This is a genomic window from Amycolatopsis sp. WAC 01376 (assembly GCF_003947415.1).
Lineage (GTDB): Bacteria > Actinomycetota > Actinomycetes > Mycobacteriales > Pseudonocardiaceae > Amycolatopsis.
In genome coordinates this window covers 886,352-910,201 of record NZ_QHKL01000002.1, presented here as the reverse complement: position 1 = coordinate 910,201, position 23,850 = coordinate 886,352, and the positions used below count along the sequence as shown (strand labels likewise).

At 65.9% G+C, this 23,850-nt stretch carries 27 protein-coding genes; 14 read left to right on the top strand and 13 right to left on the bottom strand.

Features of this window, described 5'->3' with window-relative positions; all coding sequences use genetic code 11:
* Positions 1-66: 66 nt before the first annotated feature.
* Positions 67-1,359 carry an adenylosuccinate lyase gene (purB, locus tag DMH03_RS13610; protein WP_199748854.1) on the top strand — a complete coding sequence of 431 codons (1,293 nt, stop codon included), beginning with the start codon at positions 67-69 and terminating at the stop codon, positions 1,357-1,359.
* A 342-nt stretch (positions 1,360-1,701) separates the two neighbouring features.
* Here purB and DMH03_RS13605 read toward each other — a convergent pair whose 3' ends face one another.
* Positions 1,702-2,139, bottom strand: coding sequence for a tyrosine-type recombinase/integrase (locus DMH03_RS13605; protein WP_125792346.1), 438 nt, complete (start codon positions 2,137-2,139; stop codon positions 1,702-1,704).
* Between the two features lie 26 nt (positions 2,140-2,165).
* Here DMH03_RS13605 and DMH03_RS13600 point away from each other — a divergent pair, with 26 nt between their 5' ends.
* Complete coding sequence (locus DMH03_RS13600) at positions 2,166-2,747, top strand: hypothetical protein (protein ID WP_125792345.1); 582 nt, start codon at positions 2,166-2,168, stop codon at positions 2,745-2,747.
* Positions 2,744-3,760 (top strand): glycosyltransferase, encoded by a 1,017-nt coding sequence (locus DMH03_RS13595; RefSeq protein WP_125792344.1) that lies wholly within the window; start codon positions 2,744-2,746, stop codon positions 3,758-3,760. The genes DMH03_RS13600 and DMH03_RS13595 overlap by 4 nt, the downstream gene beginning before the upstream one ends.
* 366 nt (positions 3,761-4,126) lie before the next feature.
* Here DMH03_RS13595 and DMH03_RS13590 read toward each other — a convergent pair whose 3' ends face one another.
* The 8 genes from DMH03_RS13590 to DMH03_RS42045 all read right to left on the bottom strand — a co-directional run bounded on the left by DMH03_RS13590 (position 4,127) and on the right by DMH03_RS42045 (position 9,224).
* Positions 4,127-4,621: a tyrosine-type recombinase/integrase gene (locus DMH03_RS13590; RefSeq protein WP_233611534.1), complete on the bottom strand. Its 495-nt coding sequence runs from the start codon at positions 4,619-4,621 to the stop codon at positions 4,127-4,129.
* A gap of 123 nt (positions 4,622-4,744) precedes the next feature.
* On the bottom strand, positions 4,745-5,011 hold the full coding sequence (locus DMH03_RS42300; RefSeq protein WP_199748853.1) for an integrase core domain-containing protein: 267 nt from the start codon (positions 5,009-5,011) through the stop codon (positions 4,745-4,747).
* Between the two features lie 584 nt (positions 5,012-5,595).
* On the bottom strand, positions 5,596-6,573 hold the full coding sequence (locus DMH03_RS13580) for an LLM class flavin-dependent oxidoreductase (RefSeq protein WP_125792342.1): 978 nt from the start codon (positions 6,571-6,573) through the stop codon (positions 5,596-5,598).
* A gap of 6 nt (positions 6,574-6,579) precedes the next feature.
* Positions 6,580-7,485: a T3SS effector HopA1 family protein gene (locus DMH03_RS13575; RefSeq protein ID WP_125792341.1), complete on the bottom strand. Its 906-nt coding sequence runs from the start codon at positions 7,483-7,485 to the stop codon at positions 6,580-6,582.
* Positions 7,485-8,552, bottom strand: coding sequence for a class V lanthionine synthetase subunit LxmK (gene lxmK, locus DMH03_RS13570; RefSeq protein WP_125792340.1), 1,068 nt, complete (start codon positions 8,550-8,552; stop codon positions 7,485-7,487). Before lxmK ends, DMH03_RS13575 begins: the two co-directional genes overlap by 1 nt.
* 18 nt (positions 8,553-8,570) lie before the next feature.
* Positions 8,571-8,774: a hypothetical protein gene (locus DMH03_RS13565; protein WP_125792339.1), complete on the bottom strand. Its 204-nt coding sequence runs from the start codon at positions 8,772-8,774 to the stop codon at positions 8,571-8,573.
* Positions 8,775-8,850: 76 nt separating this feature from the next.
* On the bottom strand, positions 8,851-9,033 hold the full coding sequence (locus tag DMH03_RS13560) for a hypothetical protein (protein ID WP_125792338.1): 183 nt from the start codon (positions 9,031-9,033) through the stop codon (positions 8,851-8,853).
* A gap of 23 nt (positions 9,034-9,056) precedes the next feature.
* Complete coding sequence (locus tag DMH03_RS42045; RefSeq protein WP_158633080.1) at positions 9,057-9,224, bottom strand: hypothetical protein; 168 nt, start codon at positions 9,222-9,224, stop codon at positions 9,057-9,059.
* A gap of 183 nt (positions 9,225-9,407) precedes the next feature.
* Between DMH03_RS42045 and mpaB the strand changes: the two genes are divergently transcribed.
* Genes mpaB through DMH03_RS13515 form a run of 9 tightly spaced genes read left to right on the top strand, consistent with a single transcriptional unit; the run spans position 9,408 to position 18,276 of the window.
* Positions 9,408-10,391 (top strand): daptide biosynthesis RiPP recognition protein, encoded by a 984-nt coding sequence (mpaB, locus tag DMH03_RS13555; RefSeq protein ID WP_125792337.1) that lies wholly within the window; start codon positions 9,408-9,410, stop codon positions 10,389-10,391.
* Positions 10,388-11,161 carry a daptide-type RiPP biosynthesis methyltransferase gene (gene mpaM, locus DMH03_RS13550; RefSeq protein ID WP_125792336.1) on the top strand — a complete coding sequence of 258 codons (774 nt, stop codon included), beginning with the start codon at positions 10,388-10,390 and terminating at the stop codon, positions 11,159-11,161. Before mpaB ends, mpaM begins: the two co-directional genes overlap by 4 nt.
* Entirely contained in the window at positions 11,154-12,374 is a 1,221-nt protein-coding gene (gene mpaD / locus DMH03_RS13545) for a daptide-type RiPP biosynthesis aminotransferase (RefSeq protein ID WP_125792335.1), read from the top strand. The genes mpaM and mpaD overlap by 8 nt, the downstream gene beginning before the upstream one ends.
* On the top strand, positions 12,371-13,483 hold the full coding sequence (gene mpaC / locus DMH03_RS13540) for a daptide-type RiPP biosynthesis dehydogenase (RefSeq protein WP_125792334.1): 1,113 nt from the start codon (positions 12,371-12,373) through the stop codon (positions 13,481-13,483). The genes mpaD and mpaC overlap by 4 nt, the downstream gene beginning before the upstream one ends.
* Positions 13,480-14,679 (top strand): YcaO-like family protein, encoded by a 1,200-nt coding sequence (locus DMH03_RS13535; protein ID WP_233611533.1) that lies wholly within the window; start codon positions 13,480-13,482, stop codon positions 14,677-14,679. The genes mpaC and DMH03_RS13535 overlap by 4 nt, the downstream gene beginning before the upstream one ends.
* Before the next feature lies 1 nt (position 14,680).
* On the top strand, positions 14,681-16,294 hold the full coding sequence (gene mpaP / locus DMH03_RS13530) for a daptide biosynthesis intramembrane metalloprotease (RefSeq protein WP_125792332.1): 1,614 nt from the start codon (positions 14,681-14,683) through the stop codon (positions 16,292-16,294).
* Complete coding sequence (locus tag DMH03_RS13525) at positions 16,291-16,992, top strand: ABC transporter ATP-binding protein (protein ID WP_125792331.1); 702 nt, start codon at positions 16,291-16,293, stop codon at positions 16,990-16,992. The genes mpaP and DMH03_RS13525 overlap by 4 nt, the downstream gene beginning before the upstream one ends.
* Positions 16,985-17,656 carry a hypothetical protein gene (locus tag DMH03_RS13520; protein ID WP_125792330.1) on the top strand — a complete coding sequence of 224 codons (672 nt, stop codon included), beginning with the start codon at positions 16,985-16,987 and terminating at the stop codon, positions 17,654-17,656. Before DMH03_RS13525 ends, DMH03_RS13520 begins: the two co-directional genes overlap by 8 nt.
* Positions 17,653-18,276, top strand: coding sequence for a hypothetical protein (locus DMH03_RS13515; protein WP_125792329.1), 624 nt, complete (start codon positions 17,653-17,655; stop codon positions 18,274-18,276). The genes DMH03_RS13520 and DMH03_RS13515 overlap by 4 nt, the downstream gene beginning before the upstream one ends.
* A 27-nt stretch (positions 18,277-18,303) precedes the next feature.
* Here the strand turns inward: DMH03_RS13515 and DMH03_RS13510 are convergent, their stop codons facing one another.
* From DMH03_RS13510 to DMH03_RS13500, 3 genes are all read right to left on the bottom strand, one after another.
* Positions 18,304-18,900, bottom strand: coding sequence for a response regulator transcription factor (locus tag DMH03_RS13510; RefSeq protein ID WP_125792328.1), 597 nt, complete (start codon positions 18,898-18,900; stop codon positions 18,304-18,306).
* 2 nt (positions 18,901-18,902) lie between these two features.
* Positions 18,903-20,003, bottom strand: coding sequence for a sensor histidine kinase (locus DMH03_RS13505; RefSeq protein WP_125792327.1), 1,101 nt, complete (start codon positions 20,001-20,003; stop codon positions 18,903-18,905).
* 1,341 nt (positions 20,004-21,344) lie between these two features.
* A complete protein-coding gene (locus DMH03_RS13500) occupies positions 21,345-21,854 on the bottom strand; it encodes a DUF2247 family protein (RefSeq protein ID WP_125792326.1) in 510 nt (169 codons plus the stop codon).
* Between the two features lie 392 nt (positions 21,855-22,246).
* Between DMH03_RS13500 and DMH03_RS13495 the strand changes: the two genes are divergently transcribed.
* On the top strand, positions 22,247-22,594 hold the full coding sequence (locus DMH03_RS13495) for a hypothetical protein (protein ID WP_125792325.1): 348 nt from the start codon (positions 22,247-22,249) through the stop codon (positions 22,592-22,594).
* A gap of 264 nt (positions 22,595-22,858) precedes the next feature.
* Here the strand turns inward: DMH03_RS13495 and DMH03_RS13490 are convergent, their stop codons facing one another.
* The gene (locus DMH03_RS13490) at positions 22,859-23,059 is read right to left on the bottom strand and encodes a cold-shock protein (RefSeq protein ID WP_125792324.1); all 201 of its coding nucleotides are present in this window, start codon (positions 23,057-23,059) and stop codon (positions 22,859-22,861) included.
* A 131-nt stretch (positions 23,060-23,190) separates the two neighbouring features.
* On the opposite strand from DMH03_RS13490, the gene DMH03_RS13485 reads away from it, so the two are divergent.
* Complete coding sequence (locus tag DMH03_RS13485; protein ID WP_199748852.1) at positions 23,191-23,595, top strand: SDR family oxidoreductase; 405 nt, start codon at positions 23,191-23,193, stop codon at positions 23,593-23,595.
* The last annotated feature ends 255 nt before the right edge of the window (positions 23,596-23,850 follow it).

Below are 23,850 nucleotides of genomic sequence, written 5' to 3'. Positions count from 1 at the left end.
GCCCCTCGATCGGCCACGCCGCAGGATTTCAGGCAGAATTTTCAGTGTTCCCGGCAGGAGGTCAGGGTGCTCGACCGGTACACGAGTTCGCACATGCGGTCGCTCTGGGCGCCGGAAGCTTCGTACACCGGCTGGCGAGAAGTGGAGCTCGCTGTGCTCGACGCCCGCGTCGCACTCGGGGAAGCACCAATGTCCGCGGCGCGTGCGGCGCGCGATGCGCCCACTCCGGCAGCAGCCGATGTCAAGGCCGCCGAGGCACAGACCAAGCACGATGTCGTCGCCTTCCTCGATGCCTGGACGAAGACTATGCCCGACGAAGCAGCTTGCTGGGTCCATCGGGGCCTGACCAGCTCAGACATCGTGGATACCGGCCTCGCACTCCAGTTGACCGCAGCATCCGACATCTTGCTGGAGCGCACCGCTGACCTGGTGCGGACCTTGGCGAAACACGCCATCGAGCATCGCAACACCAGTCGAGTCGGACGGACGCATGGAATGCACGCTGTCCCGGACACTTGGGGTCATCGTGTCGCCGATCTCGCGCTCGCGGCCGACCGGGCACGAAAGCGCTTGACGAGGGCACGAGAGGAGATCGCCAAGGCCAAGGTCTCCGGCCCGACCGGCACCTACACCCACGTATCCCAGGAGGTCGAACGCCACGCCGCCCACCTTCTCGGCCTCGAGCCGGTGGACGTCGCCACCCAGGTCGTCATGCGTGACCGACTCTCGGAGTGGATCTGTGCCCTCGCTCTGCTCGCAACGGTGTGCGAAACCTTCGCGCTCGAGATCAGGCACGGTCAGCGAACTGAGGTCGACGAACTGGCGGAAGGATTCACGAGCGGACAAGTCGGCTCCTCAGCCATGCCACACAAGAGAAACCCCATCACAGCCGAGAAGATTTGCGGTCTTGCCCGGGTTGCCCGCTCCTACGTCGTGCCGGTCATGGAAGGCATCGCCCTGTGGCATGAACGCGACATATCGCACAGCTCAGTGGAAAGGATCTGCCTGCCGGACGCGGCGGCGGTAGTGGAACACATCCTGCTGTCGTCGACATCGCTGGCCAAGGAACTTGTGGTCAAAACGACCCAGATGTCAGACACGCTGGTTGGCGCATACCCGTCAGCACTGTCGGAAACCACCGTGGTGAGTCTCATGTCCGCGGGTCTCCGGCGCGAGGCGGCCCATACCGTCGTGCACGAAGCGCTAAGAGACAAGCCATCCGCCGCCGAATTCATCGCTCACGTGGAGGAACACCTCGCAACGATGGGGATAGCGCTGGACGCTGACTGGAACGCTAACCAGCGTCCAGACCGTTTGGCTCCGCTCTTCGAGCAGCTGGCACTCCTGGCAGACGAGTAGGGACCGTGAACCAGGATCAGCTCGGTTGACCTGCGCCACACGGCGACAGAGTCCGGCACGGCCGAGCCCGAGCCGCGCCCGAGAGGTCTGAAACAGACCGACACCAGGCGACACACCCCGACACCGCGGATGCGCCGCGAACAGACGAAAAGGTCTTGTCCGTCATCACTTGACACCATCCGACACCCTCTTAACCAGCGGGTTCGGGGTTCGAGTCCCTGATGGCGCACAGTTCTGAACCGAAGCCCATCTGAGGATTTCTCGCTTAAGCGGATCTTGCCGGTGGGCTTTGATCATGGATGGGACCAGCGTGGGTCCGAATGAGACCGTACGCGCCGCCCCTTATTTCTTGGCCTTCTTGCCTCGACCACGGCTTCCTTTGCGTCGTCGGGATTGTTTCCGGCCTCCATGGCCTCGCAATGAGGTCGCAGTGCTGCGAGCCGCCTCTAGCACTAGCGCCGCCGTTGCTTCTGCGGCGCTATGAGCCAAGCAGGGCAACACGCTGGTGTAAGTGTCGGCGGTGAGCACGATGCTGGAGTGCCCGAGCATTGCCTGCACGACCTTGAGGTCGTTGCCCGCGGCCAGCGACAGACTGGCCGCGCCGTGCCGCAGGTCGTGCAACCGGATCGGCGGCAATCCCGCCTCGGCGACCAGCCGGGTGAAGGTGTGTGTCACATAGCCAGGACTCAGTGGCCCGCGGTGCCGATTGGTGAACAGGAACCCGATCGGTTCGGTTACGTGGTCTCGCCGCTGTCCGGTGTTCTCGGCCAGGCACGGCATCGGAACAGCTGGGCTAGGGTGATCGAGTGACAGATGTCGACAGGGATCCGGACGCCGACGCTCCCGGTCACGACGCGCTGGTCGTGGCGGAATATGTGGGCCTGCGCTCGGAAATCATCAAACTCATCGAGCTCCAGTCACAGCTTGTTTCGCTTGCCGTGGTGACCGTAGGCGCGGTGCTCGGTGTGGCCGTCCAGACGCAAAGTTCCGGCTTGGCTTTCGTCTACCCTGTGCCGGCACTCATCCTTGGCATCACTTGGCTCAATCACGCGCATGCGATCAGCCGGTGCGCCCTGTACCTTTCGCAAGACTTCGAACCACACCGTGGGAACGGGGCATTGGGCTGGGAAGGGTTCGTCCGGAGGAATCCGCTCCGGTTCGGCATGCTCGGGTACTGGGGTGTCCGGTCGGTTTTCATGGGTAGCTCGCTCGTGGCCTTGGTCGTCGGCTGGTCCCTGATCCGAGGACACGCCCTCCTGATCATCGCCGGCGTGATTTCCACTCTCATCAGCTTGGGCACTGTCGCGCTGTTCCTGTTGTGGCGCGAATCCTCCCCGCGGAAACTGTTGGCCGAGGACTTGACTAGCGACGCAGTCCTCGGCGAATGATCGGCTACTACGCACATCACCTTGGCGCCGGCCACATCCATCGAGCTGCCGCGATCGCCGCCGAGACAAAGACTCCGGTCATCGGCTTTTCCACCAAGCCGGAGCCGACCGGGTGGACCGGCCGATGGATCCAGCTTCCCGACGACGCCGTCGACTCCGTAGCTACCGATATCACCGCAGGCGGAACGCTGCACTGGGTTCCCCGCGGTCACGCAGGACTGCGTGACCGGATGGGACTCATCGGGAAGGAGCTCGCCAAGGGCGAGATCCGGGTCATGGTCGTCGACGTATCAGTCGAAGTGTCGGTCTTTGCGCGCCTGCACGGGATTCCCGTCGTCGTCATCGCCCAGCCAGGTGACCGCGACGACCGACCGCACCGGCTCGCTTATGATCTCGCCGAGCGACTGCTGGCGCCATGGCCCCATTTCGCGGCTTCGACGTGGCCTCAGCGATGGCTTGACAAGACCGTCCATTTGGGTGCCCTCTCGCGATTTGACGGCCAGCCCCCAGCCGCGCCCGAACCTGGCCGGCGAGTCCTCGCCTTGTGGGGCTCAGGTGGCTTGGACATCAGCGTCGAGGACATCGGTGCTGCTGCTGCGGCCACCGCCGAATGGCATTGGGATGTTCTCGGGCCCCTCGCCCCCGGTGCGGCGGATCAGCCCAACTTGACCTGGCACGGCTGGGTGGACGACGTCTGGTCCAGGCTGAGCGCCGCCGACGTTGTCGTCACCCACGCTGGCCAGAACGCGCTCGCCGAGGTAGCCGCAGCCCGACGGCCCGCCGTAGTGATCCCCCAGGAACGACCGCACGACGAGCAGCATGCCACCGCTGCGATGCTTCACCAGGCCGACATTGCTGTCGTCACGTCAGACTGGCCCGAGCCGGAACAATGGCCACGTTTGCTGGAGCGGGCGAAAATGCACGGTGGCACCGAGTGGAGCCGATGGTCACCCGGTGACGGCGCCGTACGTGCGGCGTCGGTACTCGACGATCTGGCGGACGCGCACCGTTGAGTCCTGACGGGCACGACCCGAACTGCGCGACCAGACCTGATTGGCGACTGCGGTTACTTGTGGAGGGCACTTATTCCGAGGCCGGGTCAGTGGTGCTGCTGTCGGTCGCGCGGGCTTCTAGGTAGGTCGACCAGTCGCGACGGACACCAACGGTGAGCCCGAGTTCCGCTCCCCGCAACCGTACGAAGAGGCTGGACTCAGACTGGCGAAGCACCCTGACCCCGACGGATTCAACGACAGAACCCGACACCTGCGAGCCCGAGGCGAGCCCGAGAGCGCACGGACAGGACGATACTCATTGACATTTGTCGACACCAAGAGGTCTACTAAAGCCGTTCCGACCAGACGAAAAGGTCTTGTCCGGCATCACTCGACACCATCCGACACGCCAAGGTGTCGACTCTTAACCAGCGGGTTCGGGGTTCGAGTCCCTGATGGCGCACTCTCAAGCCCCACGTTTTCGATTTCGATGACGTGGGGCTTTGTGTTATGTGGATGCATTTCTTCCACTTCCTTACTGTCCATTGTGGTCTGATCCGCGCCCGAGACGAGCCCGAGCTGTCGGGTGGAGTTCCTGGGGATGAGCTTGGCCGTGGCCTCGGCGGTCACGGTGATCGAGGAGTGCCGGAGCATGGCCTGCACGACCTTCATATCGGCACCGGCGGCGAGGGCGAGCGTGGCGGCGCCGTGCCGAAGGTCGTGTAAGCGGATGGGCGGCAGCCCGGCTTGGCGGACGATCTCGTAGAACCGCTCGGTGACATCGGCCGGATGCAGAGGGCTCCCGTCCGGCTGGGTGAACAGCAAACCGCTGTCGACCCACTCGCTACCGAGCCGGACCTTGTCCGCGCCCTGACACGCGATGTGCTGACGCAGGACGAGGACAGTGTTCGCGTCGAGTGCGACGAGGCCCTCCGAGGAGTTGGTCTTCGGCGCTGACTGGCCGGTCTCCCACCCTGTGGGTGCCGAAAATTACGTCCGTGCAGGTCAAGCGGCCTGTATGTACTCATGGAGGACTCCGCCCAGTCGGTCCTGCCGGCGTATCACGAGGCGTTCGATCCGGTCGGGTTCAAGGGCCTGGGGTCGGGCTCGCAGGGGCGCCGCGGCGGCCAGCGACCGGTGGGTTCGATGCTGGTTGTAGTGCCGCTCGTACTCGCGAAGCGCATGCCGGAGGTGAGCCTCGTTCCAGATCAACATGCGGTCCAGCAATTCGGCCCGCAGCGTCTTCACCCAGCGTTCCATGATCGCGTTCATGCGAGGCAGCACGCGGACGCCCAGGCCCACGATTCACGCTCAGGCGGGCATGACGGTGTTTCACCAGATCGCGATGCCACCGCAGCACCGTGTCCGGGCTGACCACAAGCCGAAGCCGACGCAACACCCCGCGCGCCAGCGGCACCAGCAACGCTGAAAGGAACATCCTGTCCTCAGGCCGAAGTTGCGAGCGCTGGTCACCGAGTTGTCGTTGCAAGATGGTCAGTTGGTGGCGCAGGGGCAAGGATCTCGACGTCCCTCTCGCGGTCGGTCATCGACAGTAGCCGCAACACAGCGAACACGTGGACAACGGCGAGATAGACGAAGCGAACCAGCACGAGACGCGATCATGCCGGACCGCGAGCGGTCACCCGCCCATGACCCTTGACCTGAACGGATCCATTTCTCGGCACGTATAGGGCCCACCGATCCGATTAACGCGGCGCTGGCGACTGAGGGTATGCGGGCACTGAACCTCGGTTCTCCCGAGGCGGTACGGAATCCGTCCGTCGAGCGTTGTCACCACTTCAGACCAGTGCAATGTGGAAGGCGATGGGCGCTGTTCATCACCGGTAGAACCCGGCTCACCAAGAGCCGGGCCTCAACGCTTCCACTGAGGTGAGGAGGAATTCCATTTCTCGTAGGGCGACTTGCGCACCGCGATGGGCGCCGACGGCACTGAGATTTAGGACGACTTCATCGGCTCCGGCTGACTGGTAGGCCGAAAGGCCGCTGAGTAGTTCGGGCATTGTGCCGGTCAGGAATATTCCGGCGTCGACGAGGGCGCGGGCTCCGGACTCCGGATCCGCCGGGTCGATGTGGATTCCGGCCTTGCCCAACATGTCGACGTAGTGTGCGGACTGCAGATGTGGTCCGCAGACGGTGCGCGCGAGCTGGACCGGGTCGCGTTTCGGTTTGCGTTCGGCGATGTGCACGACCGAGACCACGCGGGGCATCGGCCGGTTCGCCGCCGCGGCCGCGAGGGCGATTTCAGGGATCAGCACGTTGCGCAGGTAGTCCGGGGGGCACAGCCAGGTGATGGCGACGTCGGCGATCTCGCCGGCCAGGCGGGCCATGCCGGCGCGCAGGACGCCGAGGCCGAGTTCGACTCGTGGGTGTGGCATGGACGGGAGCGCGGCGTTGAGTCGTGTGTATCCGGTGTCGAGGGTGACTGTGTCGCCGTTGAGCAGGCTGCGTATCGACGTTAGGTATTCCCTGGTCGCTGTGAGCGGACTTCGGTAGGCGGATCCGAGCAGGGCACGTTGGAACCCTGCGGGCCCGGGGCCGTATCCCGCGACGACAGGGTGGCCGGTGAGCTGGGCGAGTGATCGGGCTTGCACCGCGGCCTCGAACGGGTTGCGCAGTGGCATGAGCGTGACGCTGGTGCCGACCGGCACGCGCATGCCGCGCCCGGCGAAATAGGCGAACAACTGGTGTGGCTCGACGGTCACCGACTGGCCGAGCCAGAGACGGGAGCGAGCTCGGTTCACCAGTGAGATGAGCGGAGCGATGCGGTCGATGTCGGCAGGCAGGAACGGTACGTGTACGGAGTAGGAGACCACGTTTCATCACTTGCCGGAGTTCAGTGCTGGATTTTCCGGGTCTATGCCCGCCGCGAGGAAGGCTTGGAGGACGGCCTTTTCCGGTTGTTCGCTGTCGTCGAGCAGTGCCTTGGCGAGCACTCTGCAGCGGTGCAGGCCGAAGCTGAGTCCGGCCATGCCGAACCTGGTGTCGATGGGCTCCCAGGCTCGCGCCACGCCGGGTGCGAGCTGCTCGGCGAACAGCGAGGTGATCTCGCCGGTTCCAGGCTGGCCGCGCACCGTGTCGGCGATGAGCCGGGCGACGTCGGCTTCCTCTGCCGGAAGATAGACGACCATGGCATCGCGTCGCGGGTACTCGTCGGCGCGGATCAAGACCTTCGCCTGGTATGCGACGCCTGCTAGTTCGAGTGAACCAAGGACGGCCTGCCATAGGAAAGCGGCCTTTGCGGGATCGGTCAGATGTACGTAGACCCGCAGTAGCGGGCCGGCGAATACCGGCGGCCGCGAACCGGTGACGAACTGGAATCCCGGCGACAGACCGGGGCGCGCGGGTGGCACGAGCAGCCGGACCGGCATGCCGGGATCCGGGGTGTCCGCGGCGAGTTCACGGGGCACTCGGACGAGCACGCCGTCCCATTCCACGAGGACTTGTTCACCGTTGTCCTCTCGTGCGATGGCGGTGACCGGCGTCGTGGTGTGCGGTATGGCTTCGGCGAGTTCTTGTTCCAGCCAATGGCTTTTCTTGAGGCGTGCTTTGCCGGATGCCGTGTTCGGCAGACCCGCGTGGAAGGTCGCGTACAAGTGCGCCGCGAGTTTCTGTTCCAGTTCGCCGCGGCTGCCGGCTTTGATCTTCCGCCCGCAGATGGTGACCTGATCGGCAGTGATCCGCGTTCGAGACAACAGGGTGCGGAGACGAGGGGCGAGCGAAGTCATCAGTCACCGAGCCCGAGGACGGTGGCGAAGCGGCCGGGGTCAAGCAAGATCATTTTGGCGAGTCGGATCAGAGTGAGGCCCGAGCCGTCGAGCTTGGCGCGGAACCGGGCGTCGGTGACCACTCGCAGCAGCAGGTGCCAGGCGGTGAAACGGGTGACACGGGAGGCGAAACCGGGCGCCAGGGCCGGATGAGCCGTGCGGTAGGACAGCCAGAACGCTTCGGCCAAGGGGCGTGTATCGCGCCATGGTCGCCAGGTTGGGCTCAGTGCGATGGTGGGGGCGGGAGCCGTGCCGCGCTTCATCCTGTCCCCGAGGAAGCGGGTGACGGCGTGGTGCAGCCATTCGCCGACGAAGCCGCCGAGGTCGCTCGCCGGGTCGCCGAGCCGGAACATCTCCCAGTCCGCGAGGTAGAGCCGGTCGTCCGCGATCAGAAATTGGTCCAGGCGCAGGTCGCCGTGCACAGGCACTTGCGCCGCATCGGCGGCGTCGCGGTCCAGCCGGGTGATGGATTCCTGGATGAGGCTGTCCTGCTGGAGGATGCGCCATACATCGAGTTCGGCGGCGCTGGCGGCGTAGAACATCTCCATGGTCAACCCGGCGAGCAGATTCTCGTCCGGCAATGGAGGCAGCGATTTCTCGACCTCGTGCAGCGGGGCGGGGGAGATGCCGTGCAACGCGCCGATTGCTTGACCCGCTTGTGTGGCGAGTGCGGAGTCGAAGGTGCCGTCCCGCGCGGTCTCCCGGCCGTCACGGGCGCCGTCGAGCCGGTCGAAGATCTGCACGGCCGCGTGGTCGTCCTGCCCGATCAGTACCGTGGTGCGCAACGTGTCCGGAGCGCCGGAGTCAGCGTGTGCCCGGTAGAACGCCTCGGTCCGGCGCAGGCCGTGTGTCACCACCGTGCCCGAGCCCAAGATCGTCTTGACGAAGACTCCGCGGCCGGTGCCCGTGGTGCCGAGCCAGTTGTCGTTCCGCCCGCCCGCCGCTGTGGCCGCGGCCCAATCGAGCCCGCCCAGGCCGAACCGGTCAAGGACCGTGTCGACCCGGTGCCTGTCCCGCACAGCAGGCATATGGTGTCACCCTTTCATTCAGCCCTCGTCGTTCCGGCGGCGGCGCGTCTCACGCAGCAGCTGCGCCGAAATGGTGCCCATGAAGACGATCGCCAGCACCAGCAGACCGATCTTCAGCCACTGCGGATCCTTGACGGTAAAGGAAATGGTGAGCAGTGCTATTCCGATGACCAGATAGGCCGAGAGGGTCGCGACTTTATTGTCCTGATTTCGTTTGATCATGATCGGACTATAGCCCGGAGGAGGCACCTGATAGCAAGGGGTCACCCTTTCCGGGTGCCTCCTCCAGGTTTCCGCGCTACGTCAGAATGAGCGCGCTCACCGCGGTGGCGGCGGAGACGCCGCCAAGGAAGCTGGCCACATCAGGCGCGGCCGCGCTTTCCAGTTCCGTGATCGACAGGTCGATCGACTTGAGTCCGCCGAGCGAAAGCTCGTTCGACGTGATCTCATTGACCGAGAGATCCAGAATGTCCGTTCGCACGGTTGCCCTCCTTGGGATGATGATCAGGTGATGACGGCCACAGTGAAAGCGACGCTCAGGCTGATGGCGCCGCCCAGTGACGCGTCACAGGCCACGGGGTCGACGTTCCCCCCGCAGTTTCCGCCGAGGCCGACCATGAGCTCAAGTTCCTGGACGGAAAGGTCGAGCTCCGGCTTGGTGCTGGTATCCATTGTGTTCACCCCCTCTTGGTGTCAGCGTGGACGCTAATCGGTTTCACGGGCGTTTTCCAATGCGTGGGAGCATTTCCCGAGTTGTCGGGAATATTTCCCGGAATTCCGGTTTCGGTCGATCGCTCATTTAATCTTCCATGTCGACGCGGTAGACCGCGCTCAAACACCTTGGGGAGAAGAACTATGGAGGAGCAGCCTGTGCTCGCGGCGGTGGTGCAGCTGGCCGGTGGTCTGTTCCCGGCTACCGATTGTCCGGACCGGATTGTCTTTATCGAGTCCGCGGCATATATCGAGCACGCCGTGCGGTTGTCCGGTCCGAAGGGACTCGTGTTCAGTCCCGAGCCCGGCGATCCTCCCGTCGTCGCCTACGAGGGTGGACTGTCCGAGCCAGGCGACGAACTTCTCGTCGGGGACGATCTGTTCGTATACACCCAGGACTACTTGGCGACGCCGTTCCTCGCCATCGCCGGTCCGACGATCGTCAGGATCGGCGGTTCGGCCGACCACAAGGGGTTTCTGCAGGACGCGGACCTCGCCAGGACCCAGGGCATCTTCGTCGAACAGTTGCTGCATCCCGGTGTCTTCCTCGCCGACCAGTGCGCGCTCGGCACCACTCATCCCTGCGCCGGGACACGGCGACTGCACGTGAGCGACACCGGCGAAGTGCGCACCGCGCCGGGCGGCCTGCCGCTCGGCACTGTCGAATCCTTCACGGACGCCGAAAATGAGGGTTGCCTCGGTGGTGTGATCGATACTTCGGTGCTGGACGACGCACGGGCGAGCCGTCCTTGGCTGTCCCGCTACCTGCGTGCCATCGACACGCTGCGCGACCTGCGGGCGAACGGGCGATCCGGCTACGCGGTCTCCGGTTTCGGTGCGCGGCTCACCAAGGGGCTGCCCGATCTCGAAGAACCCGTCGACGCGCCGCTGCTGTTGTGGAACGACGACGAGTACCTGGTGTGCGATCCCGTGCGGGAACGAGTGTTCCGCCTCGGCGTGGACGCGGCGAAGATCCTCGAACTCGTGCTGCTCACCGGCGCCGCGGAACAGGCGATCGAGCTCGCCGCCGAGCATCTCGGCCTCGGTGGCGCCGCGCCGGGCGCGGTCAAGACCACAGTCGCGAAGCTCGTGAACGCGGGCGTGCTGCGGGCCGAGGAGCCGGCATGACCGCCGCGGCTCCCGGCACGGCGGGAAAACTCGCGGCCCTGTACGGGCTGCGTCCCCAGCCGCTCTACGGCCCGGCGGGCGCGGTGGTCTACGACGCCCTGTCCCGCCATGATCTTTCGGAACTGTCCGAGGTGCTCCGTCTGGCGCTGGAGAGCGCCGGGCCGATCCTGGAGCTCGCCGCCGGCTCTGGCCGGCTGACCATCCCCCTTGCCGCGCGCGGCCACGAGGTCGTCGCACTCGACAACTCTTTCGCGCTGCTGGACCTCCTGAGAAGCCGGGACGAACGGATCCGGGTGATCGAGGCCGACATGAGCAGGTTCGCCTTCGATGAGACTTTCGCCCTCATCGTGCTGGGCACCTCGTCGGTGTGCCTGCTCGACCGGGCGCAGCGCGCGACCCTGTTCGGCCTGGTGGTCGACCATCTCAGGCCGGACGGCGTGTTTTACGTCAGCGGAATGGACATCGCCGCGACGCTCACGCCGAGGACGCGCGCCACCGAACGGGTCGCCATGGTCCAGGACGGTGCCACCGTGCTCACGCTGCTCCAGCATTTCGACGGCCGCCGGGGCGTGCGTACCACCAGTGTGTTGACCGAGACCGTCGACGACCACGTGACGGTCGGCCGCGAGTTGTTCACCAGCGAGGTTCAGCTGCTCGATTCGGGCGAATTGACGGCCGAACTCGCGCTGGCGGGCCTGACGGTCGTCGAACAGCGTCGCGGCAAGCCCGGTGAGCAGGTTCCCTACCAGCTGGTCTGCCGCCATGCCTGAGCGCTACCCGGTGTGGGAGTCGCTGATCCCGCCGAGCGAATACGGCAAACCGGAACGGCACGCGGTCTCCGCGCAGGGCACCCGCGTGCGGTTCGCCGACGGCTCGTGGGCGCTGTGTGCGACGAGCGGCCTGTGGAACGTCAACCTCGGTTACGGCAACAGGGCCATCGCCGACGCGGTGGGCGAATCGTTGAATACGGCCTCGTACCTGAGCCTCTTCCGGGGCGGGCACGACCTGGCTGTGCGCGCGGCGAACGCGTTGCTGGCGGTCTGTGGGCCGGAACAGTACGGCCGGGTCTTGTTTTCCACGTCCGGTGGAGCCGCGAACGACGCCATGATGAAGCTCGTCCGGCACTGCCAAGCGCTGCGCGGCGAGGAGCCGCGCCGGGTCGTGGTCGGGCTCAAAGGCAGCTATCACGGCCTGACCTACGGAGGGTTTTCCCTCACCGGCGAGGAACTCGGCCAGCGTGGCTACGGCGTGGACCAGCGAGCCGTCCGCCACGTAGGCCATCACGACGAAGTAGAACTCGAAACCCTTCTCGCCAGGGAAGGTCACCGCGTCGCCGCGGTCGTGCTGGAGCCCGTACTCGGTTCCGGCGCGTACGAGGTGTCCGACCGGTTGATCAACGCGCTCGGCAGGCTACGTGCCGAGCACGGGTTCCTGCTGGTCGCCGACGAGGTGGCGACCGGCTTCGGCCGAACAGGACCGTACTTCGCCTCACAAGACTGGCCGGTACGCCCAGACGTGCTGGTCACCTCGAAGGGTCTGACCAACGGGACCTGTGCGGCATCGGCCGTGGTCGTTTCGCACGAGGTGTGTGAGGACTTCGAGCGCGCCGACGCGGTCCTGGTACACGGCGAGACCCAGGCGGGCTCGCCGAGCAGCTGTGCCGCGGTGCTCGCCATGGTCGAGGAGATGGCACGGCTGGAGGCGGTCGAGCTCGCGGCGAGGAACAGCGCACGCTTGGGCAAGCTGCTCGACCGGCTCACGGCTCACCCGATGGTGACAGGGCATCGCGGACGCGGGTGCTTCCGGGCAGTGGAACTGACCGGACGGTCCGCGGAAGTCATGGCCGTGGCACGGCGGTCGGGGCTGATCGTGCAGCCAGGCCCCGACTGCGTGCAGCTGGTTCCCGCGTTGACCTACACCGAGGCGGACTTCGAGGAACTGGAAGCACTTCTTGTGTCCACTTTGGATGAGGTGGCGGCATGATACTTCGCCGCGACGCGCCGACTCCGGTGGTCGCCGGGCCTGGCGCGCTCCACATCGCACGCCGGTCACTCGGCAAGCGGACCCTGGTCGTCGTCGACGCCATGATCGCCTTCGAGGGGGAGGCGATACGGCTCGACGCGTCGGATACCGGGTGCGGAGCGGTCCGAGGGCTGGCACAGCGTCTGGGCGAGTTCGCCCCGGACGCCGTGCTGGCCATCGGCGGCGGCAGCGTGCTGGACGTGGTCAAGCTCGCGAGCGTGGTGCACGCCGACCCCGCGGCGGCGGACCTGATAGAGGCATGGGGCTGGAGAGCGGGCGCGATCACCTTGCCCGAGACCCGGAAACCCCTGATACGCAGGGTCTTCGTGCCGACGACCGTCGGCACGGGGGTGGAGGCCAGCGCGGTCGCGTGCGTGCGGATCGGGCCGGACCGGCGGATCGTCGCGGGCAGCGCGTTGCGCCCCGACCTCGCCGTGCTCGACCCTGAACTCACCGCGACGCTTCCGGAGCATCTGCTGCGCGAAGGCGCGCTGGAAGCACTGCTGCGGGTACTCGGCCCCGTGGCGGGAAGTGCGCGGGTAGGCGGGCTGCCGGACGCCGAGGCGGCCACACTGGCAGCCGAGCTGGTCGCCGTCGGCGATCGGATATCCGCGGGGGACAGCGGGCAAGATGCCCGCCTCAGCGTCGCGATGCTCAGCACTGCCACGCACACGGGCTGGGCACTCGCCGGCCGCGGCCGGTATTCGGCCAAGCATTGGTATCTGGCCAACGAACTTTCCTGCGCACTGGGGGTGCGCAAGATGGTCGCGACCGCGTGTCTGCTTCCTGCGGTCTGGGCACGGATCCTCGAAGGCGACACCCGGTATGGCAACACCGCGTCGCTCACCGAAGCGTGGGGCCGGCTCGGTCACGAAGACCCGGTCACCGGTCTGCGGAATCTGTTGCGGCGCTGGCGGATCGAGTATGAGCTCACCGCTCCGGCGGACGTGATCAGGAAGGCTGCCGAAGCTGCGGTGCGGTCGTGGGGCGGGCGGTTGCCGATGCTCGCCGGGTTGGCCGTCGCGGACATCGAAGAACTCTTCGGGGAGGTGCTGTCGTGCTCGACATGATCAAGACCTTGGATCCGGCCAACGGTCTCACCCGAGGCTGGCGGGTCGCGCCACCACAGCGGTCAGAACCTCCCTTGTGGAACGTTGCGGTCGACATCGGCGGTCTCGCCGTCCGCGGGCGGACGATCGACGAATACCCGGTCCATATCGTCGGCGCCTGCGGGGTGAGCCGCAAGGACACGATCTCGCGGGCCGCCGGTGAGGCGGTGGAACGGTTTGCCCTGTTCCCTGGCGAACGCGGCCCCGACGCGATCAAGGCCACGAGCGACGCACTCGGCGACACCGCTCTCGATTTCGAAGGTCTTGGTGACGCACGCGCTGAAGGCCGTCCGCTGCGCTGGTATCGCGGCAGGCGGCTGGGCTCCGGCGAGAGCGTCTGGGTGCCGGCCGGGCTGGTCGACTACCCGGCGGAGGACCCCTGGTTCGACCCGACGCCGTCGGGAGCCGCTGCAGGCCCGACCCGGGAGTTCGCGCTGCGCGGCGCTTTGCTGGAGCTGATCGAGCGGGACGCGGTCAGCGTCGCCTGGGCCGCCGATGTGGAACTCGAGGAGTTCGACGTCGAGGCCGAGATCGCCGCCGCCCGCCCGACCGCCGACTGGCGCCACCTCACCCGGCTGTACCGCTCTGTGTGTGCTCAAGGGCTTCAGCCCCGGCTGCTGCGTGTTCCCGTGCTGCCTGGATTCCACTGCGTGCTGGGGGCTGTGATCGACGGTGGCCGCGCTGCCGTGGGCGCCAAGGCACACGAGGAGCTGGGCAGGGCGTTGCTGATCGCGCTCCAAGAATCCTTGCAGGTCCGCGAAGCACTGCGGCGGATCGGACGGCGCACCGTTCCGGAAGTCGTGCGTGACGACATGGACCGAGCCGCTCTGTGGCAGACCGAAAGCGCTGTCACCGAGCTTGACCGGCGGTTACGCGGGCTGGCCACGACCGAGCCGGGAGCGACGAGCCGCCCGCCGCACTCGCTGACCGACCTGGTGGCGGCCGTGGTGGCCGACGGGGGACGGCCGGTCGCGGTCGACCTGACGGCACGATTGCCCCCGGAGCACCGGGCTATGGGCTGGCACGCGATAAAGGTCGTGGTCGCCGGCTACCAGCCACTGCGGATGGACGAGCGGCACGAATTCACCTGGCAGCGTGCTCGGATCGCCGCAGCCGCCACGAAACCCGTCCGCTACTTCCCTCATCCGCTGATCTGACATGGAGAGCTTGACGAAACCGCGGCGCGCGCCGTGGATCACCGTGCACGGCCCGCTGACCAATGGTGCACCATGGATCATCGAGCGCCCCGGCGCCAACCCGTTGCGAGTCAGCGACGACCTGGGCGAACTTCTTTCCGCCCTCGACGGCGAGCGCGACGCCGAGACACTGTCGGCCGCGCTGGGCTGGACGCCGGACCTCGTACGCGACGCGGTGCGCAGGTTCAGCGGGCTCGGCCTGCTCTGGGAGCCGGGAAACCGGCCGCCGCCACCGGAATGCCGGTTCACGGCCCCATCGTGGACGGTCCTGCGACTGCGCGTGGTCGAGGCTTCCCGCTTGCTTGACCCCTTGCGTCCCATGCTGACCAGGTTGTCCGGCCGGGCCGTCCTCGGCACCACCATCGCGGTGTTCCTCGCCGGCCTGGCCGCGTTGGCCGTCCAGCGCGCCACGCTGGCCGATGCCCTCTCCCGGCCGTTGCCGATGAGTTCAGGGGTGCTGATCTGGTTCGGTCTCGGCGCGACCACGGTCGTCCACGAACTCGCGCACGGCGCCACCCTCACCCATTTCCGGGGCAGACCCGGCTGGCTCGGAATCATGCTCTTCTACCTGACACCGGCCTGCTTCTGCGAGGTGACCGACGGCTGGCGGCTCGCGCGTCCCCGGCAGCGGGTCGTAGTCGCGATGGCGGGCGTCGCCACCCAGGCGGTCATCGGCAGCCTTGCCGCCTTGCTCGCGCCGATCCTGCCCGCCGGCGACGGCCGGGCAACGGTTCTCGGCTTCGCGATCGCCTCCTACCTCGCCGGTGCGGTGAATCTGGCTCCGTGGATCAAACTCGACGGCTACTTGGCGTTGATGTCGTACCTCGACATCCCGCGGCTTCGCGAGAAGGCGATGGCCGACGCGCGCGGATGGCTCGTTCGCCTCCTGTTCGGCGTACGCCTGGACCGGACTTTGCCAGGTCGGCGATGGGTGATCCCCTTCGGCCTGCTGTGTCTCGTGTTCCCCGCGGTGGTACTGACGCTGGTCGTCACCAAGTGGAGTCCACTGCTGCTGGGTCTTGGCGCCGCGGGTGCGGCCGCGAAACTGCTGCTGACCGGATTTCTGCTGTACTGGCTCTGCCGCAAGGCCTTCATCGCGCTGCGAGAAGCGAAACGCGGCGGCGCCGGCCTGTGCAGGCTCGTGGTGGCTTCCCTGGTCGTATCCGGGATGTTCGCAGTGCCATTCGGGCTGATCGAAGTCCGGAACGACGTCAAGGCCGGATACATCGTGGACCGTTCGGGTGTCCATTTGGTGCTGCCGCCGCTCACCGCGGTGCGTCCGGGCGAACCTGTCCTGCTGCAACGCAAAGGCATCTTCCTCACCACGGAACTGGGCACGGCGCGCGTCGGCGTCGGAGAGCCGCGGGACGCGAAAGTCCCCGCGGAGACACTCATGCCGTTCCGATCCGACTCGGCGATCGACGCGGTGATCGTGCCTCTCGACGGCGCTGCGGTGTCGCGACTCGACGCGCAAGGCGGCGCGACCGTGCCGGGAGGGACCGAGCCGCTCGGGCGATGGTTGCTGCGCGAACACGTGCTCACCGCCTGGAAATACCTGTTCAAGGGAGAAGAATGACGATCAAGTTCAGCGGGTTCGGCAAACGGTACGGCGGTGTGACCGCCGTGGAGGACCTCGACTTCGCGGTCGGAGCCGGTCGCGTCGTCGGGCTGATCGGGCCCAACGGCGCGGGCAAGAGCACCTCACTGCGGGGCCTTCTCGGATTGGTGCGGCCCACTTCGGGCTACGCGACCGTGTTCGGCCTGCCTTACGGGCAGCTCAAGATGCCCGGTCGGCAGGTCGGCGTGCACATGGAGGGCCTCGGCTTCGAGACCGGTATCACCGGCCGCCGCCACCTGCAGATCTGCGCGACGGCTGTCGGAGCGTCCAAAGACCGGGTGGACGCCGTGCTGGACGAGGTCGGCCTGGGCCGCGCTGCCCGGCGCCGCCTCGGCCAGTACTCCACCGGGATGCGGCAACGGCTCGGCCTGGCCACCGCGCTGATCGGAGATCCCGAGATGCTCGTGCTGGACGAACCGGCCAACGGGCTCGATCCCGAGGGAATTCGCTGGCTGCGCCGGCTTTTGCGGTCCTTCGCCGACCGGGGTGGCACCGTGCTGCTGTCGAGCCATCAGCTCGCCGAACTCGCGCAGACCGTGGACGAGATCGTGATCATCAAGGGCCGTACGGTTTTCGCGGGTTCACTCGATGAGCTCACCGGCAACGGTGTTCACCAGCTCGAGGATCGGTATTTCGAGCTGGTGAACCATGCGTGAGGCCGTTCGTACGGAGTTACTCAAGGCTCGCAGCGGTTTCTGGATGCTGTTCGTACTGGCCTATACCCTGCTGTTGCCGTGGTTCGCCTGGCAGATCACCGGTGAGGGTCAGGACATGTTGGCCTACCTCGCGGTTTGCCCGGTCGCCGCGGCTTTCCTCGGCTCGTTCGTGGTCACTCGAGACTACTACTACAAGTCGATGGAACGGGCCGTGCTCATGCACCGCCGGGCACACGTCTTCGCGGCCAAGCTGATCGCGGGAGCGGTGGGCGGTTTCGTGGCCGGAGTGGCGGGTTCCGTGGGGTGGGGCGCGATCACGGCGGCGGTCGACCGTGTCGATCCTGGTGCCTGGCGCGCTTTCGCCGGTTGTGTGGCCGCGTGCACGCTGGCGGGCGGCATCGGGGCGGCCGTCGGCTGGATCCTGCCGAACTACTACGCGGCTACGTCTGTTTCGCTGCTGGTGCCCTTCGCCCTTGAGCTGCCGCTGAGTATCGTCGCTCCCGAAGTCACGCGTTTCCTGCCTGCCAGTGCGCTTGCGAGCATCGTCGGAGCGCCGCTTCCGGGATTGTCCGGCCCAGTGCTCGGTTCGCTGATCGGGGCGGGTTGGCTTGCCGTCGCGGCGTTCACGGGCTGGCAGCTCTTTTGCAAGAGGGAAATCCGATGACTCTTCGGTTGTTGCGTGCCGAAACGATGCGTTTGCGCACCGACCTTGTCTTGCTCGGCTATCTGGCCATGACGGCGTTGCTGTCCGCGCCATCCAGCGGGATCGGTCAGTCGGCATTCGTCGCGACGCTCTACGGGGCGCACAGATATGCGCTCGACCGGCGTCATGGCGTAGTCGCCAGGACCGTCCTCAGTGGGCAAAGGACTCCGACACTGGCGGCCAAAACCGTCGTGACCGCCTTATGTGGTGGTCTGCTCGGACTCGTAGGCGCCGCCGGCGCGGCGGTCGCCGGGGCAACAGCGTGGGACTTCGCGATCGTGCTCGGCGCGATGCCGGCTGCCGCGGCTTGTGCAGTCGTCGGTTTGTGCTTCGGCGTGGTGATCGGGAACTACTTCCTCGCGCCGGTCGCGGCGTTCGGGGCCTTTGCCGGGTCGGCGGTGGTGCTGCAACTCTGGCCGGGAATCGGCCGCGCCCTGCCCCTCGGCGCGGCCCTCTCCCTGCTCACCGACGCCGAAATGAACCTGCTTTCACGGCCGCTCGCGGTAATCGTGCTGCTTGCCTGGCTGCTCGTGACAGGCGCCGTCGCGTGGTGGTCGATGAACGCCAGAGACGTTGCCTAGGACCTGCTTCAGGCCCGGAGGTCACAGTCAGCCATACCGCTCGGCCGTCCTGATCGCCTCGATCTGATTGCGGGCACCGAGCTTCTGCAGCACCCGGGTCGTGTGATTGCGGGCGGTCCCGATCGCCATGTGCAGTTCCCGGCTGATGTCGGCGGCGGTGGCCCCGGTGGCGATCCGGCGCAGGATCGTCTGCTCGTGTTCGCTCAGCGGGTTCTTCCCGTCCTTCATCGCCGCGTTCAGCAGGTCGGGCGCGATTGCCAAGCCGCCGGCGGCAACTTGCCGGATCGCGGCGGTCAACGCGTCCACGGACGCCCCTTTCGGCAGGAACCCGCGTACTCCCGCGTCCAACGCCTCACGGACGATGCCTGGCCGATCGAGCGCGCTCAGCACGAGGATCCGGTGGTCCTGCAGGTGCCGTGCGAGGGTCAGGCCGTTCTGTCCGGGCAGATCGATGTCGAGTACCAAGACATCGGGCCTGCAGCTGGCGACGAGCGAGGGAACCTGGTCGCCGCGATCGGTCTCGCCGACAACCTCGATGTCCGGTTCGAGAGCCAGCAGCGCGGTGAGTGCGTCTCGGAGTACGGCCATGTCCTCGGCCACGAAAATCCTGATCGCGCCCGGCATCTTCACTCTCCGTTCGGTAGTTCGACGATGAGACGGAATCGTTTGCCCGCGGCCGGGCCTGCCCGCACGTGCCCGCCGAGGCCGAGTGCCCGGTCGGTTATCCCGGCTATCCCTGTGCCAGGCGGCCCGGCACGCCGGGCACCGTTGTTCTCGATAACCAACCGGAACCGCTCATTGCGGGTTTCGGTGATGATCAGACACTGCTCCGCATTGCTGTGCTTGAGGACGTTGGTGATCCCTTCACGCAGCGCCCAGCCGGCAATCGGCGCGATCCGGTCGCCGGGGGCGGTACCCAGGCGCGTCCGGCAGCGTATGCCCGAGGACTCCAGCAACGCGGTTCCGGTGGCCAGCTCGTCCTCGAACACCGGTTGCCAGTGGCCCCTGGCGATCCGGCGCACGTCGTCCATGATCTTTTCGGTGCTGTGCTGCACCGCTTGGATTTCGGTCGCGGCGCGGTCAGGTGCTTTGAGCACAAGACGCGCGGCGAGTTCCGCGCGCAGTCCGATCGCGGTGAGCTCCTGGCCGAGATTGTCATGCAGATCGCGAGACACCCGTGCTCGTTCCCGCACCACCGCGAGCCCGGCGAGCTGGTCCTGGGCCTTGCGTAGTGCCACGGCGAACTCGCCCATGCGAATGCCGGAGTAGATCACCGCGCCCGAAAGCAGATTGTGGGCCAGCAGGCCGAGCATCGCGGGTACGGGAGCTGTCCAATGCGCTGCGACGCCCAGGACGATCGTCACGGTGAACGCCAGCCAGGACCAGGGCTTCGGCAACGTGACGAGCAGCGTGCAACCGAGTATGAGCGTCAGTACGGTTGTGTCCGCCTGGTCTGCGGCGACCAAGACGAAGGCGAGCTGGATGATCAGTGCGGCGCCCGTCCACCACCAGGGAGGCGGCCCGTGGCGGAGCCGGCGCAGTGACGTCGCGATGAGGATCAGCAGCGGAGCCGCGAGCAACGGCAGCAGGTGGGCGACGGGGGTAAGTTCAGCGGCCAGCGCGGGCGACGCGTGCCGCAGCGAATACCGCCAAGCCAGCAAGCTCAGCGGAAACCCGAGCTCGACCGCGACGACGACGAGCGCTGACCGCCGCTCGGTAACCCGCAAAGCCGTTCCTCCCCGCCCTGTCTCCCTCGAACTAGGAGACCTCGGACGGCTCCATCACTGATGACGTTCCCAGAGAATGAGATCGACGACACAGCCTTTATCCGGCAAAGGGCAACCCGCTCGTCAGGGAACGTGGCCCGGCATCTGGCAGGGGACAGCAAGACCGTGTCCGCCGTCACTGCTGAAATTTGCGCCATCGGTCGTTATGACGTGGCGGCGGCAAGCAGCGCATCCATTGAGGTGACCTAGGTCACTTGTATTATTCAGTGCGCGATTCGCTTGCGGCGCGATCGGGGCCATCCACCGGTTCGGCTCCCACTGCACCGGTCGCTGGCCCGCCTCGCTTTGTCGGACCAGAAAGAGAACGCCCGCTCGGCCTGCGCGGTGATGGTCAACAACGGGCGCGCCAAGATGCGCGGTAGTCGCCGTACCGTCCACAGTCGAGAGTCCTGGAGAGGAACTTCAGCCCGACCACGGTTACCACCGTCGTGCTCACAGCCGACACAATCGGATCGCGCCGCTCCCCCTCCGTCATCGCACACACCACCTGGCAATGCGGCTCTCCAAGACGGTTGAGCTAGGCGGCAGAACCCGACATCCGCGAGCCCGAGACGAGCCCGAGAAGTCTGAAACAGTCCGACACCAGGCGACACACGACGACACCGCAGACCCGTCGCAACCAGACGAAAAGGTCTTGTCCAGCGTCACTCGACACCATCCGACACGCCCAAGTGCCGACTCTTAACCAGCGGGTTCGGGGTTCGAGTCCCTGATGGCGCACAGTGAGAAATCAAAGCCCACCAACGGTTTGTCCCGGTTTTCCGGGTGCCGTCGGCGGGCTTTGTTGATGTCTGAGCCCGAGGCGGGCCCGCCATGAGCCCCGTCAATTGCCCTCCGGGACGGATGAGCGCAGACCTCGGTCGCCGCCCCGGCCTGGTTCGTAGCCGGGCTCGACGAACCAGGCTTTCTGTCGCTTCGGCGCAGGCCATGAGCGAGCGACGGGAGCACACTGAGGTATCTTCCGTCCGCCGTGCACCGTCACCGGATCGAGCACCGCCGGCCGACAGTCACGTTCCGACGACATACCCAGGGGGCGGCCGTGCCCTTGTCAGCGGTTCTCGGATGCCACCAAACCCGGCGACACCACCCCGGAACGTGCGTACGACTGGGGGCATCAGTCATACCGGGCCTGGTGACCACCAGCTCCTCGACCAGGAGCCACGAAGAAGGTATCGGAGGCATCTGACCCAATCCACTGCTGCTACTGACCCGTGCGTCGGACGGTGTCCGACGCACGGGTCAGGCCGTGATGACGGCAGCCGGTCTCGTCACTCTGCCCGGTCAGTTACCGGCAGCACGCTTGGAAAGGTACGCCTTTGTACGCTGAATGTATTCCAGCCACCTTTCGTACATTGACTCCACACCGACCAGCCTGTCATCGTCGACTGGCGTAAATCGAAGGAGTGCGCGACCTTCCTCCGGGTATCCGAAATCAGCGGAGATCATCTCAACTGTTTCAAGTGGGTCCACATAGGAGTCCTTGTGGTCATACACCCAGGATAGAGCGAGAAAGAACCAGACACGAGCCTCTTCTTTCTCTTCGCGACGAGGCAGCGCGCTCAGCAAGTCGGGAACACGGTCATAGTCATCGGACAGGAGTAACGCGAGTTCCTCGAACGCGCCAGGGATAGCGGTAAAGGTTTCATACGCTGCGAGAGCCACCTTGACTACATCGTCCGCGGTGAGCCACCCGTGCTCGAATCCATACGCCGCCTCGGCCGGGGTCAGCGCCACATTATCAGTCACGAACGAGGCTGGAATACGAAACTTTACCAGGTCACTATCACTCATGGCTTGATCGCTATTCCATTGATTGCTCCACCGCGAATGAACATCTGATGGCTCATGATACCATCTCGAACTATCCACTCATATCTACCTGGTTTGCCGTTGAGTTCTCCTGGCATCTGGATCAGAGTGGCATCCCCCTGCCATCCTTGCTGCCGATCTTGAACACGATGCCCTTCTTGCCGATCTCGTCTACGACAAACGAGCCTGCCCTGTGCCAGGTATCGGCCTTGAGAGCCGATCCGGTAGGGTTGCTTTCTTGGCCAATTCGGCCGCTTCGGCCGGCGTGGGGATGCCACACCCGCGACCAGACGACGAGTTCTTGGCAGATCCAAAAACTCAAGGACTTTATTCGACCACACGAACCATTCGTGTTCATCCTGAGGTGAAATGAGTTGTCCGGAGATTTCATCGTAGAACCACCGGGGCGCGTTCAGCCACCGCAGATGCTGTCATGGATGCCCTCGCGGGGACTGCTGCTCCGAGTAGTTGAATTTATCGCCGGCGAAGTTGCGGACGATAAACTTTCCGAAAAGCTGCACCACTTCGCCGAAGGAGGCTACGGTTTCTTCTCCCTCAGCGTATACACAAGCAAGCAAGCTGAAGAGATCATGGCCGTAGTCCGAGAATCACTCCTACCTGCGGTTGCCGAATGGTACCCGGGTGACGACGAAGTCTACGACTTTGTAACGGAGTTAGTCGATCTCGTGAAGCAAGCCCAAGAGCTTGAGCTGACCAATTAAACGACCGATGAGCGACGGTGGCTCCTTGTTGACTCAGAGAGAAGGAGCCACCGTCTCCCTGATGGCGCACTCCCAGACTCCAGGTCACGGATCACCGTAACCTGATTTTTTGCGTTCTCTCTGTCCACAGTCCCAAGACGCTGAGACTGCGGACCACTCGTTCCGGCAAGCTCATCCGACGGCAGCCAAAAGGCGAGGGGCCGGCACCCTGTGGTGCCGGCCCCTCGTCCGGTGTCATTCATGGCGGGCATCGCCCACCGTGGCTCAGACCGCTTGGACGCGGGTGGCCTGCGGGCCCTTGGCGCCCTGGGCCTCGTCGAACGTCACGCGCTGGTTCTCCTCGAGGCTACGGAAGCCGTTGCCCTCGATCTCGGAGTAGTGCACGAACAGATCCGGGCCATCCTCGCGGGCGATGAAGCCGAAGCCCTTTTCCGCGTTGAACCATTTGACAGTTCCCTGAGACATCTATTCTCCTCATAGGGCTGGTTACGGGGACCGCACCGTGCGGTACACCCTTGGCCGGTTCTCGACGCGGCTGCCTGATCCCTGAGGGAGAAAAGAGCGGCGCCCGCAACAACGTTCCTTGCGAGCGTGCGGTGACACGAACACACAAAACTACGACCACCCTGTACAACCAGCCGCCCCGCCGATTCATTCCCGGCCGCCCTGCCAGCGGCGAGCCCGACCGGACCGGGCCCCAGACCCGGGCGGCGACAGCCGGGAAGGACCAGGATGACAGCCGGTTCCTCGCGGCCGAGTTCGGCGAACGGGGAGCGCGGGTCGTTTCCGTCTCGCCGGGGAGCTTCGATACCGCGATGGGACGGCTGGAAGAGAACCACGGCGCCGGCGACCTGGTGAAGTCGGCGGCGATCAAGCGATTCGGCAGGCCGGAGGAGGTCGCGTCCGTTCTCGCGTTCTGCGCCGGCGAAGCACCCGGCTACCTGACCGGGGTCGACATCCTGGTCGACGGGGGCACCAAGGCCAGAAAGGAGTTCTCCTGAATGTGGCACTGCCGGGTTTGACCCCACCGAGAGCGGGTAGCCGCTCGTCGAGTCCCGCGGGACCTCGACGGCGGTGGGCGGTGTGCACGCACCCCACCGCGCCCCAGGACGGCCGGCTTTCCGTTGGTGAGGGTGGAACTCCCAGGGGAGAGCCGGCCGTTCAGGACCGCTGAGTCATCGACAGTGGCGGCTTGAACACACAGGGTTCTCTCAATACCTTGGAGTCCTGAGCGACCCCACGGTGGTTCGGGGAAA

Coding starts and splice junctions, on each gene's coding strand:
- DMH03_RS13605 (WP_125792346.1), bottom strand. CDS start 2,139: ATGCCGTGCCTGGCCGAGAACACCGGACAGCGGCGAGACCACGTAACC.
- DMH03_RS13595 (WP_125792344.1), top strand. CDS start 2,744: ATGATCGGCTACTACGCACATCACCTTGGCGCCGGCCACATCCATCGA.
- DMH03_RS42300 (WP_199748853.1), bottom strand. CDS start 5,011: ATGAACGCGATCATGGAACGCTGGGTGAAGACGCTGCGGGCCGAATTG.
- DMH03_RS13575 (WP_125792341.1), bottom strand. CDS start 7,485: ATGACTTCGCTCGCCCCTCGTCTCCGCACCCTGTTGTCTCGAACGCGG.
- lxmK (WP_125792340.1), bottom strand. CDS start 8,552: ATGCCTGCTGTGCGGGACAGGCACCGGGTCGACACGGTCCTTGACCGG.
- DMH03_RS13565 (WP_125792339.1), bottom strand. CDS start 8,774: ATGATCAAACGAAATCAGGACAATAAAGTCGCGACCCTCTCGGCCTAT.
- DMH03_RS42045 (WP_158633080.1), bottom strand. CDS start 9,224: ATGGATACCAGCACCAAGCCGGAGCTCGACCTTTCCGTCCAGGAACTT.
- mpaB (WP_125792337.1), top strand. CDS start 9,408: ATGGAGGAGCAGCCTGTGCTCGCGGCGGTGGTGCAGCTGGCCGGTGGT.
- mpaM (WP_125792336.1), top strand. CDS start 10,388: ATGACCGCCGCGGCTCCCGGCACGGCGGGAAAACTCGCGGCCCTGTAC.
- mpaD (WP_125792335.1), top strand. CDS start 11,154: ATGCCTGAGCGCTACCCGGTGTGGGAGTCGCTGATCCCGCCGAGCGAA.
- mpaC (WP_125792334.1), top strand. CDS start 12,371: ATGATACTTCGCCGCGACGCGCCGACTCCGGTGGTCGCCGGGCCTGGC.
- DMH03_RS13535 (WP_233611533.1), top strand. CDS start 13,480: ATGATCAAGACCTTGGATCCGGCCAACGGTCTCACCCGAGGCTGGCGG.
- mpaP (WP_125792332.1), top strand. CDS start 14,681: ATGGAGAGCTTGACGAAACCGCGGCGCGCGCCGTGGATCACCGTGCAC.
- DMH03_RS13525 (WP_125792331.1), top strand. CDS start 16,291: ATGACGATCAAGTTCAGCGGGTTCGGCAAACGGTACGGCGGTGTGACC.
- DMH03_RS13520 (WP_125792330.1), top strand. CDS start 16,985: ATGCGTGAGGCCGTTCGTACGGAGTTACTCAAGGCTCGCAGCGGTTTC.
- DMH03_RS13515 (WP_125792329.1), top strand. CDS start 17,653: ATGACTCTTCGGTTGTTGCGTGCCGAAACGATGCGTTTGCGCACCGAC.
- DMH03_RS13510 (WP_125792328.1), bottom strand. CDS start 18,900: ATGCCGGGCGCGATCAGGATTTTCGTGGCCGAGGACATGGCCGTACTC.
- DMH03_RS13500 (WP_125792326.1), bottom strand. CDS start 21,854: ATGAGTGATAGTGACCTGGTAAAGTTTCGTATTCCAGCCTCGTTCGTG.
- DMH03_RS13490 (WP_125792324.1), bottom strand. CDS start 23,059: ATGTCTCAGGGAACTGTCAAATGGTTCAACGCGGAAAAGGGCTTCGGC.